The sequence below is a fragment of the Pandoraea sp. NPDC090278 genome (genome assembly GCF_044772185.1).
Taxonomy (GTDB): domain Bacteria; phylum Pseudomonadota; class Gammaproteobacteria; order Burkholderiales; family Burkholderiaceae; genus Pandoraea.
The window spans coordinates 327,093-345,336 of record NZ_JBIVYJ010000005.1 but is presented as its reverse complement, the minus strand read 5'-3'; the positions used below and the strand labels follow the sequence as shown (position 1 = coordinate 345,336).

The window sequence follows — 18,244 nt, the reverse complement described above, 5'->3', positions numbered from 1 at the left end:
CGACAGGCGGACCACCATGAGTCTCAATAAACTCGTTATCTGCGGCGTCGGACTGATCGGCGGTTCGCTGGCACGCGCGCTCAAAGCCGCAGACGCGGTGAACGAAGTCGTGGGTGTCGGCCGGACCGAAGCCTCGCTCGCCCGCGCTTGCGAGCTGGGTGTGATCGATCGGGCTGCCACGTCGATGGCGGATGCGGTTTCGGGCGCGGACATCGTGCTGCTCGCCGCACCCGTCGCGCAGACACCGGCGCTGCTCGCGGCCATTCGTCCGCATCTGAGCGGCGAGACGATCGTGACCGATGCTGGCAGCACCAAGACGGATGCCGTCGCCGCCGCGCACGAGGCGCTGGGCGACGAGGCCTGGCGTTTCGTGCCTGGGCACCCGATTGCCGGGGCGGAGCTGTCCGGTGTCGACGCCGCTAAGGTCGATCTCTACCGCGACCGTCGGGTCGTGTTGTGCCCGCAACCTGCCAATCGTGCGGACGATGTCGCACGCGTGCGGGCGATGTGGGAGGCGACCGGTGCGCGCGTCTCGGAGATGACCGAGCGACAGCACGATCGCGTGTTCGCGTCGGTCAGCCATTTGCCGCACGTGCTGTCGTACGCGTTGATCGCGCAGATACTCGACGCACCGGATGCTGCGCTGAAGTTCGGATTCGCTGGCGGTGGTTTTCGGGATTTCACGCGTATTGCGGCGTCGAACCCGGAGATGTGGCGCGACATCTGTGTCGCCAACCGCGACGCACTGCTCGCCGAGCTGGACGGTTATCTCGCCACGCTCGGTTCACTGCGTCAATTGATCGATGCCGGCGACGGTGCCGGTCTCGAGGCCGTATTCGCTCGCACCAGTCAGGCGCGAACGGATTGGGCCAAGCAACAGGAAAAGTAATGGAAACGCTCGATCTCGGCCCTTACGGCCACGCCGAAGGCACGCTTCGTCTGCCCGGCTCGAAAAGTATCTCGAACCGCGTACTGCTGCTCGCGGCACTCTCGCGTGGTACGACGCACGTGCGTGAACTGCTGGCGTCGGACGACACGCAGGTCATGCTCGAAGCGCTGGCCGCACTGGGCGTCAAGTGGACGCAGGTCGGCGACTCGCGCGATTTCATCGTCGAGGGTTGCGGTGGCGTGTTCCCCGTGAAGGCCGCAAAGCTCTTCATGGGGAATGCGGGTACGGCGATTCGTCCGTTGACGGCAGCGTTGTCGCTGAGTCACGGCGACTACGAGGTCTCGGGCGTCGCGCGGATGCACGAGCGTCCCATTGGCGATCTGGTGGACGGGTTGCGTCAGCTTGGCGCGCAGATCGATTACCTCGGTAATGCCGGGTATCCGCCGTTGCATATCAAACCGTCAGAGGTGATCGCGCCTGCCGCACCGATTCGCGTACGCGGCGATGTGTCCAGTCAGTTCCTGACGGCACTGTTGCTGACGTTGCCGCTGTTGCCGTCCGCGACGGGGGAGATCGTTGTGGAGGTCGAGGGCGAGCTGATTTCGAAGCCGTATATCGACATCACGTTGCGCCTGCTGCGTCGATTCGGGATCGACGTGCGCCAGGATGGCTGGTCGCGATTCACGCTGCCTGCGGCGGATGCCGACGGTGCGAAATACCGGAGTCCGGGTGAGGTGCGCGTTGAGGGCGATGCGTCGTCGGCGTCGTACTTCCTCGCGGCGGGTGCTATCGGTGGCGGGCCGTTGCGTGTCGAGGGTGTGGGGCGCGACAGCATGCAGGGCGACGTGCGTTTCGTCGACGCGCTGACCGCAATGGGCGCGCGCGTCACAATGTTCGATGACGCCATCGAAGTGCACGGCATCGACACGCCCTCCGGCAAGCTGCGCGCCGTGGACATGGACTTCAACCACATTCCCGACGCCGCCATGACGATTGCCGTCGCGGCCTTGTTCGCGGACGGTACGACGACGCTGCGCAATGTGGCGAGTTGGCGAGTGAAGGAAACGGATCGGCTGGCGGCGATGGCGATTGAGCTTCGCAAAGTCGGTGCGACGGTGGAGGAGGGGGCCGATTATCTGCGCGTGACGCCACCGGCGAAGCTCACTGCCAATGCCGCTATCGACACCTACGACGATCACCGGATGGCGATGTGCTTCTCGCTTGTGAGTCTGGGGGGCGTGCCGGTCACCATCAACGATCCGAAATGCGTCGCCAAGACATTCCCGACGTACTTCGCGGAGTTCGCGCGAGTCGCGTCCTGAGGTTCGGGTGATGCGATTGCATCACCCTTGTCCGGTCACGGTCTGCCAGAGCAACACGCCATTGAGGGCAACGATCGCACCCGCGATTAGCCATGCGCTCGCAAGCAGTGCCCCGCGCACTCGCCATTGACCCATGAGCTTCGCGTCGCCAGCAAAGCGCACGAGCGGGATGACGGCGAAGGGCAATTGCAGACTCAGAACCACCTGACTGAAGATCAGCAGGTTTGTCGTCTGCGCTTCTCCGCCGTGGCCGACGATCAGTAATGCCGGAATCAACGCCAACGATCGCGTGATGAGCGCCCGTTGCCATGGCTTCATGCGCAGGTTCAGGAACCCCTCCATCGTTACCTGGCCCGCGAGCGTGGCTGTCACCGTCGAGTTCAGGCCACAGGAGAGCAGTGCGACGGCGAACATGACGCCCGCCCATTGGTTGCCGAGCAATGGGGCGAGTAGTTTGTGCGCATCGCCCAGTGATTCCACCGACGTGTTTCCGCTCGCGTGGAAGACAGCGGCGGCAAGGATCAGCAGCGCTGCGTTAATGAGAAAGGCGAAACCGAGCGATAGCGTCGTGTCCCACTGTGTCGTCCGAAGCGCGCGGTCCATAGCGGCTGGAGTGCGCTCGGGCATGGCTTCGCCGCGCATGCGTAGCAGTGCCGAGTGGAGGTAAAGGTTGTGGGGCATGACGGTCGCGCCGAGAATGCCGGTGGCGAGCCAGAGCATGCCAGCCTGCGCCACGATTTCGCTGCGCGGGCGCAGGCCCGCAGCGGCCGCGCCCCAGTCGGGGTTGGCCAGCGCCAGTTGGGCGGCGAAGCATCCGGCAGTAAGAAGGATGAGTGCGGCCACGGCACCTTCCAGTCGATGCTGCCCAAAGCCTTGTAACCCGAGCATCGCAAACGCCAGGGCCCCGGCGAGCACTACGCCCACGGGTAGCGATAGACCGAACAGCAGTTGCAACGCCACCGCGCTGCCGATGATCTCGGCAAGATCGCAGGCGATGATCGCGATCTCGCAAAGCCCCCATAACGCCAGCGAGGTGCGACGGCTATACTGACTACGTGAGAGTTGCGCGAGATCGCGTCCGGTCACCAGACCCACGCGCGCGGCGAGCCACTGCAACAACAATGCCATGACGCTCGAGAGCAACACTACGCTCAGCAGCGTGTAGCCATAGCGGGCGCCACCGGCGATGGCCGTGGCCCAGTTTCCCGGATCCATATAGCCGACGGCGATCAGCGTTCCCGCCCCGGCAAAGCCCATCCACCGCTGCGCGCGGCGCGGCGTACGGTTTTGTTGATCGGGCGGCGGCACCCATTCGGGGCCAGCTAAGGGATAATCGCGGCTTTGCATGGCAGTGACATCTTCCGGCGGCGCAAAATAGCGTCTACATCTAAATGATAATCATTATTATTTGGATGGGAAGTATTATTTTTTAATGTGTTGAATAGACAGAGACGAAGGGATGCCTGATTTGACGGTGGTGGACGACTCGATTCCGGTCATTACGGTGGATGGCCCGACGGCATCCGGCAAGGGCACGGTGGCGCACCGTGTGGCCGACGAGCTGGGCTTTCATTACCTCGACAGCGGGGCGCTTTACCGGCTGACCGCGCTGGCGAGCGCACGCCACGGGATCGATCCGGACGACGTCAGCGCGCTGGCGGTGCTCGCCGAGACGCTCGACGTGCGTTTTCGCGATCAGCGGATCTGGCTGGCCGGCGAAGACGTGACCGACGCGATCCGCGCAGAGGCGATCGGCAACCGCGCGTCGAGTATCGCGGTGCACAAGGCGGTACGCCAGGCGCTTACGGCACTCCAGCGGGGCTTCAAGACCGCGCCAGGCCTCGTGGCGGATGGCCGCGATATGGGCACGGTGATCTTCCCGGAAGCCGATCTGAAGGTCTTTTTGACCGCCACGCCACAGGCGCGTGCCGAGAGGCGGTATAAGCAATTGATAGAAAAAGGATTTTCTGCTAACATAGACAGTCTCATGCTGGATCTTGAGGCGCGCGATGCGCGGGATCGTACCCGTGCGGAAGCGCCGCTAAGGCCTGCAGAGGGTGCGCGGGTACTCGACACATCGGGGCTCAACGTCGATCAGGCGGTGGCTCAGGTGCTCGAATGGTTCGCGCAAGTGCAGTACCCGCAAGGCGCCTGACCGGGTGTTTCATGCAGTCATCCGGCCTGGCTTTGTCTAACCTTTAACCCAACCGTTGTACGTTAGCGTCAACCCCCTCGGGAGACGGACGTCAGCGGCGTAATCCACTTTTATGTCCGACCTGCAAACCTCGACCAACGAATCTTTCGCGGCGCTTTTCGAAGAGTCGCTCTCCCGTCAAGACATGCGTGCTGGTGAAGTCATCAGCGCAGAAGTCGTTCGGGTTGACCACAACTTCGTGGTCGTCAACGCCGGCCTCAAGTCCGAAGCGTACATCCCCATCGAAGAATTCCTGAATGATCAGGGCGAGGTCGAAGTTCAGGCCGGCGATTTCGTTTCCGTGGCGATCGACGCCCTGGAAAACGGCTACGGCGACACCGTGCTGTCGCGCGACAAGGCCAAGCGTCTGGCCTCGTGGCTGCAACTGGAAAAGGCCCTCGAATCGGGCGACCTCGTGACCGGTACGATTACCGGCAAGGTCAAGGGCGGCCTGACCGTGATGGTCAACGGCATCCGTGCATTCCTGCCGGGTTCGCTGGTTGACACGCGTCCGGTCAAGGACACGACCCCGTACGAAGGCAAGACCCTCGAATTCAAGGTTATCAAGCTCGACCGCAAGCGTAACAACGTCGTGCTGTCGCGCCGTGCCGTGATCGAAGCCACCCAGGGTGAAGAGCGCGCCAAGCTGCTCGAAACGCTCAAGGAAGGCGCGATCGTCAAGGGCGTGGTCAAGAACATCACCGATTACGGCGCGTTCGTCGACCTCGGCGGCATCGATGGTCTGCTGCACATCACCGACATCGCATGGCGTCGCGTGCGTCACCCGAGCGAAGTTCTGTCGGTTGGCCAGGAAGTCACCGCCAAGATCCTCAAGTTCGATCAAGAGAAGGGTCGCGTCTCGCTGGGCGTTAAGCAACTCGGCGAAGATCCGTGGGAAGGCATTGCTCGCCGTTACCCGCAAGGCACCCGCCTGTTCGGCAAGGTCACCAACATCACCGACTACGGCGCATTCGTCGAAGTGGAATCGGGCATCGAAGGCCTGGTTCACGTGTCGGAAATGGACTGGACCAACAAGAACGTTGCTCCGACCAAGGTTGTCCAGCTGGGCGACGAAGTCGAAGTCATGGTGCTCGAGATCGACGAAGACCGTCGTCGTATCAGCCTCGGCATGAAGCAGTGCAAGCCGAACCCGTGGGATGACTTCTCGCGCAACTTCAAGAAGGGCGACAAGATCAAGGGCGCAATCAAGTCGATCACCGACTTCGGCGTGTTCATCGGTCTGCCTGGCGGCATCGACGGCCTGGTCCACCTCTCGGATCTGTCGTGGAGCGAAGCCGGCGAAGAAGCCGTTCGCAAGTACAAGAAGGGCGACGAAGTCGAAGCTGTGGTTCTGGGCATCGACGTCGAGAAGGAACGCATCTCGCTGGGTATCAAGCAGCTCGAAGGCGACCCGTTCAACACGTTCGTGGCGATCCACGACAAGGGCTCGATCGTTGACGGCACCATCAAGGCTGTCGATCCGAAGGGTGCTGTCGTTTCGCTGGGCGACGACGTCGAAGGCTACCTGCGCGCATCGGAAATCTCGCACGACCGTGTTGAAGACGCCCGTAACGTGCTGAAGGAAGGCGAAGCCGTCAACGCAATGATCGTCAACATCGATCGCAAGTCGCGCAACATCAACCTGTCGATCAAGGCCAAGGATTCGGCCGAGCAACAGGAAGCGATTAGCAAGATGTCGTCGGATAGCTCGGCAGCGAGCGGCACCACGAACCTCGGTGCCCTGCTCAAGGCCAAGCTGGACAGCCAGAATCAGTAAGGTCCAAGGCCTATGACCAAGTCTGAATTGGTCAACCAGTTGGCGGCGCGGTTTCCCCAGTTGGTGCTCAAGGATGCCGATTTCGCGGTGAAGACGATTCTCGACGCGATGGCCGATGCGCTTGCGCGCGGTCATCGAATCGAAATCCGCGGATTTGGTAGTTTTGGGCTCAACCGTCGGCCACCGCGCGTCGGCCGCAACCCGAAATCGGGCGAAAAAGTGATGGTGCCGGAGAAATTCGTGCCGCACTTCAAGCCGGGCAAGGAGTTGCGAGAGCGGGTTGATCACAAGGCGTCGGACCAATAAGGCCCTTTGGGATCTACTACGCAAAAAAAGCGCCTTCGGGCGCTTTTTTTGTCTCCGGCGTCCGGCGATGCTCCGCGAGTGCGGACAAGCGCCGGAAATGTGAAGGCATTTGCAGGAACGACGCCTCACAGGGCACATCCGGTACAATACGCCCACGTGCCGGTCCGGTATGCGGGGAGGGGCTCGACGCTGTTGTCGTTTCTCCTCGTCACGTCTGGCCGGCCCAAGTCGCAAAACATACGGCAATCCTGCCGCAGGAGCCTTTCGGCATGAAGCTGATTGTTTGGATCGTTCGCCTGATCGTATTCGTGGTGTTGCTGTGCCTGGCGCTCGCCAACACGGGCGAGGTCACGTTGAACCTGTTCCTGGGTCATACGTGGACGGCGCCGCTCATCATGATCGGCCTGGCGTTTTTCGTGGTCGGTGGCGTCATCGGTGTGCTCGCCACGTTGCCGAGTTTGATGCGTCAGCGCCTTGAGTTGCGCCGCACGCGACGCGATCTGGCCCGTGCTCAGCGGGAACCCGAAGCGAGTGATCAGCCGCCGATGCTGCCGCCCGTCTAAGGCGGAGCTGCGGCGCGCGATGCTCGCCATCCTCATCGACTGTTTCAACGACAACACGCATTCATGGAATTCGAGGTCTGGTGGCTACTTGCCATCCCCGTGATCTTCGGCTGTGGCTGGGCCGCCGCGCGACTGGATTTGCGCAGCCTGCTCTCGGAAAGCCGCAATCTGCCGGCATCCTATTTCCGCGGTCTGAATTTCCTGCTGAACGAACAGCCGGACAAGGCGATCGACGCTTTCATCGAAGTCGCCAAGCTCGATCCCGAGACGACCGAACTGCACTTCGCGCTGGGCAGCCTGTTCCGCCGTCGAGGTGAGACGGAGCGCGCCATTCGCGTGCATCAGAATTTGCTTTCGCGAGACGATCTGCCGCAAGCCGATCAGGAGCACGCGCTGTACGAACTCGGTCACGACTTCCTCAAGGCCGGTCTGCTCGACCGCGCCGAAGATGCGTTCAGCCGTCTGCACACTGGCGCGTACGCGAAAGCGGCACAGCACGCGAAGCTCACGATCTATCAGATCGAGAAGGAGTGGCGCAAAGCGCTGGCGGAGGCTGAGACGCTGAGCGATCTCGATCCGGCCGTCTCGTATCGGAAGGAAATTGCGCAATTCCATTGCGAATTGGCGCAGGAAGCGTTGCAACGCAAGGATGTCGACGCCGTTGGCCACGAGCTGGATGCCGCGCTGGCAGTCAACCCGGCGAATGTGCGTGCCCCGTTGTTGCGTGGCGATATGTTGCTCGCCGCCGGTGACGCCGAAGGCGCGCTGCGCGTGTTGCGCACCATCGAAGAACAGAATCCGATGTATCTCGGTCTGGCCGCCAAGCGCGTGATGAAGGCGTATGAAGCGCTTGGACGCGCCCCTGAAGGGCTGGCTATGTTGCGTGAAGCACTGCGCAAGAATCCGTCGGACGACCTGCTGGAAATCGTCTATGAAAAGACGGTTTCGCTTGAAGGTCCGGAGGCCGCGCTCACCTTGATGCGCGAGCAAATGCATCGTGCCCCGAGCGCACCCGGCATGGCACGTCTGCTCGAAGCGCACGCCGCTACTGCACATGGCGACACGCAGTCCGACCTGCAACTGATGGGCAAGCTCATTACGCAGCGCACCAAGTCGTTGCCGCGCTACGTCTGCGATCAATGCGGATTCCGTGCGCGCCTTTTCTATTGGCAATGCCCCGGCTGTAACGGCTGGGAGACCTATACGCCACGCCGTGCCGACGTGCCGGCGGCTTCGTAAGATTTATCACACCCCAATATCATGAAGATCACCATCATCGGTTCCGGCTACGTCGGCTTAGTTACGGGTGCTTGCCTGGCTGACGTCGGCAATGACGTGTTCTGTCTCGACGTCGATCCCCGCAAGATCGAGATCCTGAATAACGGTGGCGTACCGATTCACGAGCCGGGCTTGCAAGAAGTCATCGCGCGTAATCGCGAAGCCGGCCGTCTGCAATTTTCGACGGACGTCGAAGCGTCGGTCGCGCACGGCGACGTGCAATTCATCGCGGTGGGTACGCCCCCCGACGAAGACGGCTCGGCCGACCTGCAATACGTCGTGGCGGCAGCGCGCAACATCGGCCGCTACGCCAAGAGCTTCAAGGTGATCGTCGACAAGTCGACGGTGCCCGTGGGCACGGCCGACAAGGTGCGTGCGGCAATCACGGAAGAACTCGCCAAGCGCAACGCCGACGTGAAGTTCTCCGTCGTCTCGAATCCGGAATTCCTGAAGGAAGGCGCGGCAGTGGACGATTTCATGCGTCCGGACCGTATCGTGATCGGCGTGGACGACGATGCCGACGGCCAGCAGGCGCGCGCGATGATGAAGCGCCTGTACTCGCCGTTCAACCGCAACCACGAACGCACGCTGTACATGGATGTGCGCTCCGCCGAGTTCACCAAGTACGCCGCCAACGCGATGCTGGCCACGCGTATCTCGTTCATGAACGAGCTGGCCAATCTGGCCGATCGCGTCGGTGTGGATATCGAGGACGTGCGTCAGGGCATCGGCTCCGACCCGCGTATCGGTTATCACTTCCTCTACGCCGGCTGCGGCTACGGTGGTTCCTGCTTCCCGAAGGACGTGCAGGCGCTCGTGCGCACCGCCGAAGACTACGGCCTGCCGTTGCGCATTCTGAACGCGGTGGAAGCCGTCAACGAAACGCAAAAGACCGTGCTGATCGACAAGATCGTGACGCGTCTCGGCGACGATCTGAAGGACAAGACGTTCGCGCTGTGGGGCCTGGCGTTCAAGCCGAACACGGACGACATGCGTGAGGCCCCGAGCCGTCGCGTGATTGCCGAGCTGGTGCGTCGTGGCGCACGGGTACGGGCGTACGATCCGGTGGCGCTCGATGAAGCGCGCCGCGTGATTGCACTGGATTTTGCCGACGATGCCGACGCGCATGCCCGTATCGAATTCTGTGCAACGCAAAACGACACGCTGACCGGTTCGGACGCGCTCGTGATCGTCACCGAATGGAAGGCGTTCCGCAGTCCGGACTTCGCTAAGGTGAAGACGGCGCTCTCGCTGCCGCTGATCTTCGACGGTCGTAATCTGTACGAGCCGGAGGCGATGGATGAGTTGGGCATCGAGTACCACGCCATCGGTCGTGGCCTGGGCCATTCGGCCTGAATTTGAAGGAACGACGGATGACTTCGACGGCAACTTCGCTCACGCGCACGATTCAGGCGCCGGGTGTACCCAACGTGCCTCGCGAGGCCTTCAGTCGCGCACGCGTGCTGATCGTTGGCGACGTGATGCTCGATCGCTACTGGTTCGGCGACGTCAATCGCATTTCGCCGGAAGCACCGGTGCCGGTGGTGCACGTCAAGCGCAATGAAGAGCGTCTGGGCGGCGCGGCGAACGTGGCACTGGGTGCAACGTCACTCGGCGCACAAGCCGGGCTGCTGTGCGTGCTTGGTGAGGACGAACCTGCTGAGCGCATCGTCGATATGCTGGACGCGAGCGGCGTGACGGCATTCGTCACGCGCGACGCCGATCTCGCCACGACCATCAAGCTGCGCATCGTCTCGCGTCAGCAACAGTTGCTGCGCATCGACTTCGAAAACCAGCCCGCACGCGAAGTGTTGCTGGCGGTGCTGGATCAATATCGTCAACTGCTCGCCAGCTACGATGTCGTGCTGCTCTCGGACTACGCCAAGGGCGGTCTGACGCATGTGCAGCCGATGATCGAAGCGGCGCGTGCGGCTGGCAAGGCGGTGCTCGTCGACCCGAAGGGCAGCGATTACGAACGCTATCGCGGTGCGACGATTCTCACGCCGAACCGCGCCGAACTGCAGCAGGTCGTCGGCGTCTGGCATTCGGAGGACGATCTGACGTCGCGCGCCCAGAATCTGCGCGAATCGCTCGGCCTCGAAGCGCTGCTGCTCACGCGCTCGGAAGAGGGCATGACGCTCTTTACCGAAAGCGGTGCGCTCCACGTGCCTGCGCAGGCGCGCGAGGTGTACGACGTCTCAGGCGCGGGCGACACCGTGATCGCCACGCTGGCCACGTCGCTGTCGGCCGGGCTGCCGCTGCCGCAGGCGGTGGTGCTCGCCAACCGAGCGGGCAGCATCGTCGTCGGCAAGCTGGGGACGGCGACCGTCGACTACAACGAACTCTTTTCCGAGCTGACATGACCATCATCGTGACGGGCGCCGCGGGCTTCATCGGCGCCAACCTTGTCAAAGCCCTCAATGAGCGCGGAGAGACCGACATCGTGGCGGTCGACAATCTCACGCGCGCCGACAAATTCCGTAATCTGGTCGATTGCGAAATCAGCGATTACCTCGACAAGACGGATTTTGTCGCACGCTTTCAACGCCGCGAATTCGGCCGCGTGCGCGCGATCTTCCATGAAGGCGCCTGCTCCGACACGATGGAGACGGACGGCCGCTACATGATGGAGAACAACTTCCGCTACACGCGGGCGCTGTTCGAGGCGTGCCAGACGCAGACCGTGCCGTTCCTTTATGCCTCGTCGGCGGCAACGTACGGTGCGTCGGAAACCTTCGTGGAGACGCGCGAGTACGAGAAGCCACTCAACGTTTACGGCTATTCGAAGTTCCTGTTCGACCAGATCGTGCGCCGTGCCATGCGTGACGTGGGCGGCAAGCTGCCGAGTCAGGTGGCGGGCTTCCGGTACTTCAACGTGTATGGGGCGCGTGAAGCGCACAAGGGCCGCATGGCCTCGGTGGCGTTCCACAACTTCAACGAATTCCGTGCAAACGGCCGCGTGAAGCTCTTCGGCGAGTACAACGGTTATGCCGCCGGTACGCAAAGCCGCGACTTCGTTTCGGTCGAAGATGTCGTGAAGGTCAACCTGCATTTCTTCGATCACCCGGAGCGCAGCGGTATCTTCAACCTCGGCACGGGCCGGGCGCAGCCGTTCAACGACATCGCGGTCGCCGTGATCAACACGCTGCGCGCTGAAGCCGGTGAAGCGGCGCTTTCGCTTGACGATATGGTCAAGCAGGGCCTCGTGGAGTACATCCCGTTCCCGGACGCCCTGCGCGGCAAGTATCAGAGCTTCACGCAGGCGAACATCGACCATCTGCGTCAGGTTGGCGGCTATCAGCAGCCGTTCTATACGGTGGGCGAGGGTGTTTCCCGCTATATTCACTGGTTGCTGGCGCAGTAAGTGACGGAATAATCGTCGACAAGCGGATTTGCAATGCAGACGGGGAGCCAGACCGCTCCCCGTTGTCGTTTGATGCTCCCGTGTCATCCGGGCGGGCGCTGAGGCGTTAAGTGAGTATCGGGGATGTCTGAGATGTCCGATGTGTCGGTGCGCCACGGCATTGGCCCGAGTGACCTTACAAGGAACAGATCATGCTTCGCAAACTCTTGCTGGCGGTTGTTACCTTCTTCACCCTGTGCGGCCTGGCAATGGCGGCCGTCGACATCAACACCGCCGACCAATCGCAGCTCGAGACGCTCAAGGGCATCGGACCGGTCAAGTCCAAGGCGATCATCGACGAGCGTAACGCCCATGGGCCCTACAAGGATGCGGCCGATGTCGCCAAGCGCGTCAAAGGCCTTGGCACCAAGTCCGTAACGTCGCTGCAGTCCGAAGGCATGACGATCAACGGTCAGGGCGGTGGTGCAGCGGCTGCGGCCCCGGCGACCGCACCGGCCAAGCCTGTCGCGCAAGCTCCTGCGACCGCTGCGCCGACACCCGCGCCAGCAAAACCTGCACCGTCCGTAGCACAAACGCCCGCCACACCTGCCAAACCCGCTCCGTCCGCCGCACAGACGCCTGCTGCCCCGGCACCGGCAACGCCTGCCAAGCCGGTGACCCCTGCGACGCCGGTGCCTGCCACCGCGACGCAAAAGACGCCGACGCCTACTCCGGCTGCCGGTACGACGATGAAGCCTGCATCGCCGGGTGCAACAGCGACGCCTGCCAAACCTGGCGCACCGCTTCCGGCGGCGACCGGTGCGGCAACTGCAACGGGGGCGACGGGGGCTGCAAGTGCATCCGATACCAAGGCGGATACCAAGGCCAGCAAGTCGAAGAAGTCGAAGGATGCGAAGGCTGACAGCGCCAAGGGCGCGGCGGCTACCGCACCGGCCCCGGCATCGGGCACGGCCGCTGCAAGCGGTGACGCCAGCACGGCCAAGGCGTCCAAGTCGAAGAAGGCCAAGGCACCGGCACCGGCGAGCGCGCCGAAGCTCTAACGTTGCCAGCGGCCGGGGGCGCCGGGGGGGAGTTGGTGCATCACCCGGCCGCGAGACCTTACCCTGAGCGCGGTCATGGCCGGTGGATTAGAATGTTTCGATTCCCGACCGAAAAAGCTTAGCGCAATGGCCTACAAGACTATCGAAGACACCATCGGCAATACACCGCTGGTGCAACTGGTGCGTTTGCCCGACGACGAAGTCCGTCGCCGCAACAACGTGATTCTCGGCAAGCTCGAGGGCAACAACCCGGCGGGATCGGTGAAGGATCGTCCGGCGCTGTCGATGATCAAGCACGCCGAACTGCGCGGACGCATCAAGCCGGGCGACACGCTGATCGAAGCCACGTCGGGCAACACCGGTATTGCGCTGGCCATGGCCGCCGCTATCCGTGGCTACAAGATGGTCCTGATCATGCCGGAAGACCTCTCCATCGAGCGTCGTCAGAGCATGGGCGCTTACGGTGCCGAGATCATCCTGACGCCGGTCAAGGGCGGCATGGAGTACGCACGCGACCTCGCCGAGCAGATGCAGCGCGACGGACGCGGCATCATCCTCGACCAGTTCGCCAACCCGGATAACCCCCTGGCGCATTACGAAACCACTGGCCCGGAAATCTGGCGCGACACCGAAGGACGCATCACGCACTTCGTCTCCGCGATGGGGACGACGGGCACCATCATGGGTGTCTCGCAGTATCTGAAAGAGAAGAGTGACGCGGTGCAGATCATCGGTGCCGAGCCCGCTGAAGGGTCGCGTATCCCAGGCATTCGCAAGTGGCCGGAAGCGTATCTGCCGAAGATTTTCGACCGTGCGCGTGTGGACCGTACTATCTCCGTGACGCAGGCCGAAGCCGAAATCATGGCGCGTCGTCTCGCGGCGGAAGAGGGCATTTTCTGCGGCATCTCGGCAGCAGGCGCTTGCCAGATTGCGCTGAATCTCGCGCATGAAGTCGAGAACGCGACCATTGTGTTCGTCGTCTGCGACCGGGGCGACCGTTATCTGTCGACGGGTGTGTTCCCGGCGTAAAGTTTCGTCGGTCAGTACGTAGTCGCAATACCGCAAACGAAAACGGGACCCGAGGGTCCCGTTTTTCATGCTGACGGCAAGTCGCTGCAATCTGCGATGTGGCCGAGATTACGGCGCGCGCGCCGCCTTGATTGCGTCTGCCAGATCGTACACCGCCATGGCGTAGAAGAAGCTTCGGTTGTAGCGCGTGAGCACGTAGAAGTTCGTGAGGCCCATGCGGTACTGCGTGGCTTGTCCTGGCGTCGGCAGATCGACGATCAGCACCGGCGTGTCCACCGCCCCGCCCACATCGAGCTTCGGCTCGTTCATCAGCATGCCAGCCTTGATGAAATCGCCGAGCTTCCAATGCGGTTCGGGTTGTCCGTCGGCCCCCGCTTCTGCCAGCCCCTGACTGCCGCGATCGCCCGCGATGTTCCACACCACCGGCTGACCTGCTTGCCATCCGTGCTGCTTGAGGAAGTTGGCGACGCTGCCGATGGCGTCCGCCACGTCGGTCGTCAGATTGATCTTGCCGTCGCCGCTGAAATCCACCGCGTAGTTTCGGATCGAGGACGGCATGAATTGCGGAATGCCGATAGCACCGGCATACGACCCGTAGATGCTGAACGGATCGACGCTTCGCTCGCGTGCGTACAGCAGCAGGTTCTCAAGCTCCTTGCGGAACAGCGCCATGCGCTCGGAACGGTTGCGCGCGGGCGGGTAATCGAACGCAAGCGTGGTGAGTGCGTCGATGGTGCGGAAGTTGCCCATGTTGCGCCCATAGATCGTCTCGACGCCGATGATGGAGACGATGATCTCTTCGGGCACACCATACTCTCGCGCTGCACGAGACAGCGCAGCAGCATTCTGATTCCAGAAGCGCACGCCGCCGTTGATGCGGGTGTTGTCGAGGAAGTTCTTTTCGTACTTCGTCCAGTTCTTCTGGCCCGGCGTGGCGGGCGGTGCGACAAGACGTGCAGCCGTCTGCGAGAACACGACGCGCGAGAAGATCTTCTGAAGCTCGCCACGATTGAAGCCGTCGCGCGCGACGAGGTCGTTGATGAACGCGTCGACTTCCGGGTTCGCCGCGTAACGTTGCGGCACCACTTCTTCCTCGAACTCCGTCTGTGACGACTGCGCGACCGCCTTGGAGCGCGTCTGCGCGTGCGCGTCGACACTCGTGAGCGCCGTCATCGCGAACGATGCACTCAGGCACAGCGCGATGCCGAGCGAGCCGAATGAGCGAGCCACGCAAAAGGAGCGAGAGGAACGGGAAAATTGCCGGAGCGACGCCGCAGTGAGAGGGCGCGCAGTGTCCGGTCGAGTGTGGCGCGCTTGCGCCAGCGGGAGAGAATCGTACATCCGTACCGGTGATGTCATGCTGTCTGTCAGGCCTGTATGAAGTCCGAATGCGATGCGACGGTTAGGCCGCAATCACGTTAGTCGCGTTGGCGCTCTCATCGATAGCTATCGATGCCGATGGGCGCACTTCCGAGTGACGCAAAGTGCTCACTCAAAGCGAGATGCCATCTAGAGCGTCAACCATTCATGCCAGTTCCTGCCGTCCCGAATTTCGGGAGATCGGCCCTTACCGGCTGACACGGGTCTGCTGGGAGACTGCTTGGCAGTATAACCGAGTGCACCTGTGATACCTTAAGGCCTGTGCACTGTCCGTGACAGTGTTCATGGGGGATGCCGGCTATCGGCACGCGTTTGCAGGTGATGTCGTGTGATGTTTGCGGCACATTTTCGCAGGCGTGAGCCAGGCTCTACGCCCGGCCGCTACCGGACGTGGAGACCACGGCGCGGCGGGCATCCCCCGCCCGTCCCAATATAACGATTCGAAGCGATAGGCGACACAACGAATGGCTACCGGGTTTTATACGCACCCCGATTGCGTGCGTCACGAAATGGGCGAGTGGCATCCGGAATGCCCCGAACGGCTGCGCGCCATCGAAGACCAGTTGATCGCGGGACGCATCGACGGTCTGCTCGAACGCCGTGAAGCCCCGGCGGCCGACGAAGCGAGTCTGCGGCTCGTGCACACGCAAGACCACATCGACTTCATTCGCGACAACATTCCCGAATCCGGGTACTTCCCCATCGATCCCGATACGCTGCTGAACCCGTACTCGTGGCGCGCGGCAACGCGGGCAGCGGGCGCAGCGATTGCGGCGACGGATGCAGTGATTCGTGGCGAACTCGACAACGCCTTTTGCAGCGTACGCCCGCCCGGCCACCACGCCACGCCCACGCGTGCGATGGGCTTCTGCCTGTTCAACAGCGTGGCGATTGCAGCGGCGCACGCGCTCGAAGTGCATGGGCTTTCGCGTGTGGCGATCGTCGACTTCGACGTGCACCACGGCAATGGCACCGAAGCCGCGTTCGGCAACGACGAGCGTGTGCTGATGTGCGGCATCTTCCAGCACCCGTTCTATCCGTTCTCCGGCGCGAACGATCCTGCGCCGAACATGCTCAACATTCCGCTCGAAGCGCGCACGTCCGGTATGGCCGCACGCGAAGCCATCGAGTACGGCTGGCTGGGACGCCTCAATGCGTTCCGTCCGGAAATGATCTTCTTCTCGGCAGGCTTCGACGCGCATCGCGAAGACGATCTCGGTGGCCTCGGGCTGACCGAAGCGGACTTCGCGTGGATGACGAAGGAAGTCAAGGCCATCGCCGATCGTCACGCCAAGGGACGCATCGTGAGCTGCCTCGAAGGTGGCTACAACCTCTCGGCGCTCGGACGCAGTGTCGTGGCCCATCTGAAGGTGCTCGCCGACGTCTGACGGCTGCCCGGCGCCTAACACGCGTGTGACGAATGCGCGATGCCGTCCGGGCAGCGGCGGCACTGGAGACAACATGACGTCATCGGAAGCGACGGCGGCCACCGAGCCGCTGGTACTCGTCACGCGCGGTGAAGGCGATCTGGCAGGCGTGGTCACGCTCACGCTGAATCGTCCGCGTCAGTTCAATGCCCTCTCCGAAGCGATGCTCGACGCGCTGCAACATGCGCTGGACGACGTCGCGCGCGACGCCACGGCGCGCATCGTGGTGCTGGGCGCTGCGGGGGCGGCATTCTGCGCGGGCCACGATCTCAAGGAGATGCGTGCCGAGCCGTCGCTTGACTACTACCGCACGCTGTTCAATCAATGCACGCGCGTGATGTTGACGATCCAGCGCATGCCGCAGCCGGTCATCGCTCGCGTGCACGGTATCGCGACGGCGGCAGGGTGTCAGTTGGTGGCGATGTGCGATCTCGCGGTCGCCGCGTCGGCGGCTCGCTTCGCGGTGTCGGGCATCAACGTCGGTCTGTTTTGCGCGACGCCGGGTGTGGCGCTCTCGCGCAATCTCACGCGCAAGCAAGCAATGGAGATGCTGCTGACGGGCGACTTCATCGATGCGCAGACGGCTTGCGAGCGCGGTCTCGTCAATCGTGTCGCACCGATGGAGCGCCTCGACGGCGAAGTGGCGGCGCTGTGCCGCTCGATTCTTGCCAAGCCTGCGGCGGCAGTGGCGGCGGGCAAGGGGCTGTTCTACCGTCAGGCCGAGACGGGGATCGAAGCGGCTTATCAGATGGCAGGACAGACGATGGCTTGCAACATGATGGACGCGTGCGCGCTCGAAGGCGTGCAGGCTTTCATCGAGAAGCGTCCGCCGGAGTGGACGAAGCCGAAGGACTGAGCACCCGCCGTTATCACCACTGCTTTTCCAGCACGAGCGGCCCGGGTGTCGCCGTGCGGCTCACCGCGTAACCATTGCCGGTGAACCAGGCGCGCAGTTCCTTGATCATGTCCGGATTGCCGCAGACCATGATGCGCGACGTGGCGGGATCGAGTGTCGCGCCGACCGCCTTTTCCAGTTCCCCTGAAGCGAGTAACGACGTGATGCGTCCATAGAGCGCGCCGGGTGTCTGCTCGCGCGTGACGCTCACCGCGAAGTGCAGCTTGTCGACGAGCGCGGGATCGACGTCCGGATGCGAGAAGTGACGGAGTTCCTCGTAATAGGCGAGGTCGCGCTCCCATCGCACACTGTGCACGACGAAGATGCGTTTGAAGCGCTGCCAGACTTCCGGGTCTCGCACGATCGATACGAACGGTGCGAGGCCGGTGCCGGTGGCGAGCAGCCACAGGTCGTCGCCGCCGGTGAAACGGTCGAGCGTGAGGAAGCCGTGGGCGGTGTGATCGACGAACAGTTCGTCGCCGACCTTGAGTTCCGACAGCCGAGGTGTGAGCTGACCCTCAGGGATCGTAATTACATAGAACTCCAATGTATCTTCGGCGGGCGAGTTCACGAAGGAATAGGCGCGCCAGATCAGTTCGCCATCGTCTCCCGGCAAACCGAGACGCACGAACTGCCCGGCGGTGAATTGCAGACCGGGCGGGCGCGTGGTCTTGATGCTGAAGATCGTCGGCGTCCAGAAATGCATGCCGGTGACCGTTTGCGGCGAGTATTTCGTCTGCTGCGTCGTTTGCGTCGTCTGAGCTTGCATGCCGGAGGCTC

17 protein-coding genes are annotated in these 18,244 nt (G+C 62.7%); 14 read left to right on the top strand and 3 right to left on the bottom strand.

What is annotated here, in order from left to right; all coding sequences use genetic code 11:
• Positions 1 to 16 precede the first annotated feature (16 nt).
• Positions 17 to 889 carry a prephenate dehydrogenase gene (locus ACIQWO_RS19365; RefSeq protein ID WP_402827631.1) on the top strand — a complete coding sequence of 291 codons (873 nt, stop codon included), beginning with the start codon at positions 17 to 19 and terminating at the stop codon, positions 887 to 889.
• On the top strand, positions 889 to 2,211 hold the full coding sequence (aroA, locus tag ACIQWO_RS19360) for a 3-phosphoshikimate 1-carboxyvinyltransferase (protein WP_402827628.1): 1,323 nt from the start codon (positions 889 to 891) through the stop codon (positions 2,209 to 2,211). The genes ACIQWO_RS19365 and aroA overlap by 1 nt, the downstream gene beginning before the upstream one ends.
• Before the next feature lie 21 nt (positions 2,212 to 2,232).
• Here aroA and ACIQWO_RS19355 read toward each other — a convergent pair whose 3' ends face one another.
• The gene (locus ACIQWO_RS19355; protein ID WP_402827625.1) at positions 2,233 to 3,558 is read right to left on the bottom strand and encodes an Nramp family divalent metal transporter; all 1,326 of its coding nucleotides are present in this window, start codon (positions 3,556 to 3,558) and stop codon (positions 2,233 to 2,235) included.
• A gap of 112 nt (positions 3,559 to 3,670) precedes the next feature.
• On the opposite strand from ACIQWO_RS19355, the gene cmk reads away from it, so the two are divergent.
• The 10 genes from cmk to cysM all read left to right on the top strand — a co-directional run bounded on the left by cmk (position 3,671) and on the right by cysM (position 13,762).
• Positions 3,671 to 4,366 carry a (d)CMP kinase gene (gene cmk, locus ACIQWO_RS19350; RefSeq protein WP_217424881.1) on the top strand — a complete coding sequence of 232 codons (696 nt, stop codon included), beginning with the start codon at positions 3,671 to 3,673 and terminating at the stop codon, positions 4,364 to 4,366.
• 112 nt (positions 4,367 to 4,478) lie between these two features.
• Positions 4,479 to 6,182, top strand: coding sequence for a 30S ribosomal protein S1 (gene rpsA, locus ACIQWO_RS19345; protein WP_039400075.1), 1,704 nt, complete (start codon positions 4,479 to 4,481; stop codon positions 6,180 to 6,182).
• Between the two features lie 12 nt (positions 6,183 to 6,194).
• A complete protein-coding gene (locus ACIQWO_RS19340; RefSeq protein ID WP_017232087.1) occupies positions 6,195 to 6,488 on the top strand; it encodes an integration host factor subunit beta in 294 nt (97 codons plus the stop codon).
• 269 nt (positions 6,489 to 6,757) lie between these two features.
• On the top strand, positions 6,758 to 7,051 hold the full coding sequence (locus ACIQWO_RS19335) for a lipopolysaccharide assembly LapA domain-containing protein (RefSeq protein ID WP_039400068.1): 294 nt from the start codon (positions 6,758 to 6,760) through the stop codon (positions 7,049 to 7,051).
• Between the two features lie 63 nt (positions 7,052 to 7,114).
• A complete protein-coding gene (gene lapB / locus ACIQWO_RS19330; RefSeq protein WP_402827618.1) occupies positions 7,115 to 8,290 on the top strand; it encodes a lipopolysaccharide assembly protein LapB in 1,176 nt (391 codons plus the stop codon).
• 21 nt (positions 8,291 to 8,311) lie between these two features.
• Positions 8,312 to 9,685 carry a UDP-glucose dehydrogenase family protein gene (locus tag ACIQWO_RS19325; RefSeq protein WP_402827615.1) on the top strand — a complete coding sequence of 458 codons (1,374 nt, stop codon included), beginning with the start codon at positions 8,312 to 8,314 and terminating at the stop codon, positions 9,683 to 9,685.
• A gap of 17 nt (positions 9,686 to 9,702) precedes the next feature.
• Positions 9,703 to 10,692, top strand: a complete 990-nt coding sequence (gene rfaE1 / locus ACIQWO_RS19320; protein WP_150738716.1) for a D-glycero-beta-D-manno-heptose-7-phosphate kinase — start codon at positions 9,703 to 9,705, stop codon at positions 10,690 to 10,692.
• Entirely contained in the window at positions 10,689 to 11,693 is a 1,005-nt protein-coding gene (rfaD, locus tag ACIQWO_RS19315; RefSeq protein ID WP_402827611.1) for an ADP-glyceromanno-heptose 6-epimerase, read from the top strand. The genes rfaE1 and rfaD overlap by 4 nt, the downstream gene beginning before the upstream one ends.
• A 191-nt stretch (positions 11,694 to 11,884) precedes the next feature.
• The gene (locus tag ACIQWO_RS19310; protein WP_402827608.1) at positions 11,885 to 12,733 is read left to right on the top strand and encodes a ComEA family DNA-binding protein; all 849 of its coding nucleotides are present in this window, start codon (positions 11,885 to 11,887) and stop codon (positions 12,731 to 12,733) included.
• 126 nt (positions 12,734 to 12,859) lie between these two features.
• Positions 12,860 to 13,762, top strand: a complete 903-nt coding sequence (gene cysM / locus ACIQWO_RS19305; RefSeq protein ID WP_402827605.1) for a cysteine synthase CysM — start codon at positions 12,860 to 12,862, stop codon at positions 13,760 to 13,762.
• Between the two features lie 108 nt (positions 13,763 to 13,870).
• On the opposite strand, the gene mltB is transcribed toward cysM, so the two are convergent.
• Positions 13,871 to 14,992, bottom strand: coding sequence for a lytic murein transglycosylase B (mltB, locus tag ACIQWO_RS19300; RefSeq protein WP_402827602.1), 1,122 nt, complete (start codon positions 14,990 to 14,992; stop codon positions 13,871 to 13,873).
• A 614-nt stretch (positions 14,993 to 15,606) separates the two neighbouring features.
• On the opposite strand from mltB, the gene ACIQWO_RS19295 reads away from it, so the two are divergent.
• Positions 15,607 to 16,530 (top strand): histone deacetylase family protein, encoded by a 924-nt coding sequence (locus ACIQWO_RS19295; protein WP_402827599.1) that lies wholly within the window; start codon positions 15,607 to 15,609, stop codon positions 16,528 to 16,530.
• 73 nt (positions 16,531 to 16,603) lie between these two features.
• On the top strand, positions 16,604 to 17,425 hold the full coding sequence (locus ACIQWO_RS19290; protein WP_402827596.1) for an enoyl-CoA hydratase: 822 nt from the start codon (positions 16,604 to 16,606) through the stop codon (positions 17,423 to 17,425).
• A gap of 13 nt (positions 17,426 to 17,438) precedes the next feature.
• Here ACIQWO_RS19290 and ACIQWO_RS19285 read toward each other — a convergent pair whose 3' ends face one another.
• Positions 17,439 to 18,233, bottom strand: coding sequence for a ferredoxin--NADP reductase (locus ACIQWO_RS19285; protein ID WP_402827594.1), 795 nt, complete (start codon positions 18,231 to 18,233; stop codon positions 17,439 to 17,441).
• Positions 18,234 to 18,244: the final 11 nt, after the last annotated feature.

Bases quoted from the DNA above. Each gene is read 5' to 3' on its own strand.
- ACIQWO_RS19335 (WP_039400068.1), top strand. From the start codon at position 6,758: ATGAAGCTGATTGTTTGGATCGTTCGCCTGATCGTATTCGTGGTGTTG.
- cysM (WP_402827605.1), top strand. From the start codon at position 12,860: ATGGCCTACAAGACTATCGAAGACACCATCGGCAATACACCGCTGGTG.
- lapB (WP_402827618.1), top strand. From the start codon at position 7,115: ATGGAATTCGAGGTCTGGTGGCTACTTGCCATCCCCGTGATCTTCGGC.
- ACIQWO_RS19285 (WP_402827594.1), bottom strand. From the start codon at position 18,233: ATGCAAGCTCAGACGACGCAAACGACGCAGCAGACGAAATACTCGCCG.
- ACIQWO_RS19365 (WP_402827631.1), top strand. From the start codon at position 17: ATGAGTCTCAATAAACTCGTTATCTGCGGCGTCGGACTGATCGGCGGT.
- ACIQWO_RS19310 (WP_402827608.1), top strand. From the start codon at position 11,885: ATGCTTCGCAAACTCTTGCTGGCGGTTGTTACCTTCTTCACCCTGTGC.
- ACIQWO_RS19295 (WP_402827599.1), top strand. From the start codon at position 15,607: ATGGCTACCGGGTTTTATACGCACCCCGATTGCGTGCGTCACGAAATG.
- ACIQWO_RS19355 (WP_402827625.1), bottom strand. From the start codon at position 3,558: ATGCAAAGCCGCGATTATCCCTTAGCTGGCCCCGAATGGGTGCCGCCG.
- rpsA (WP_039400075.1), top strand. From the start codon at position 4,479: ATGTCCGACCTGCAAACCTCGACCAACGAATCTTTCGCGGCGCTTTTC.
- rfaD (WP_402827611.1), top strand. From the start codon at position 10,689: ATGACCATCATCGTGACGGGCGCCGCGGGCTTCATCGGCGCCAACCTT.
- ACIQWO_RS19340 (WP_017232087.1), top strand. From the start codon at position 6,195: ATGACCAAGTCTGAATTGGTCAACCAGTTGGCGGCGCGGTTTCCCCAG.
- aroA (WP_402827628.1), top strand. From the start codon at position 889: ATGGAAACGCTCGATCTCGGCCCTTACGGCCACGCCGAAGGCACGCTT.
- cmk (WP_217424881.1), top strand. From the start codon at position 3,671: ATGCCTGATTTGACGGTGGTGGACGACTCGATTCCGGTCATTACGGTG.
- rfaE1 (WP_150738716.1), top strand. From the start codon at position 9,703: ATGACTTCGACGGCAACTTCGCTCACGCGCACGATTCAGGCGCCGGGT.
- ACIQWO_RS19290 (WP_402827596.1), top strand. From the start codon at position 16,604: ATGACGTCATCGGAAGCGACGGCGGCCACCGAGCCGCTGGTACTCGTC.
- ACIQWO_RS19325 (WP_402827615.1), top strand. From the start codon at position 8,312: ATGAAGATCACCATCATCGGTTCCGGCTACGTCGGCTTAGTTACGGGT.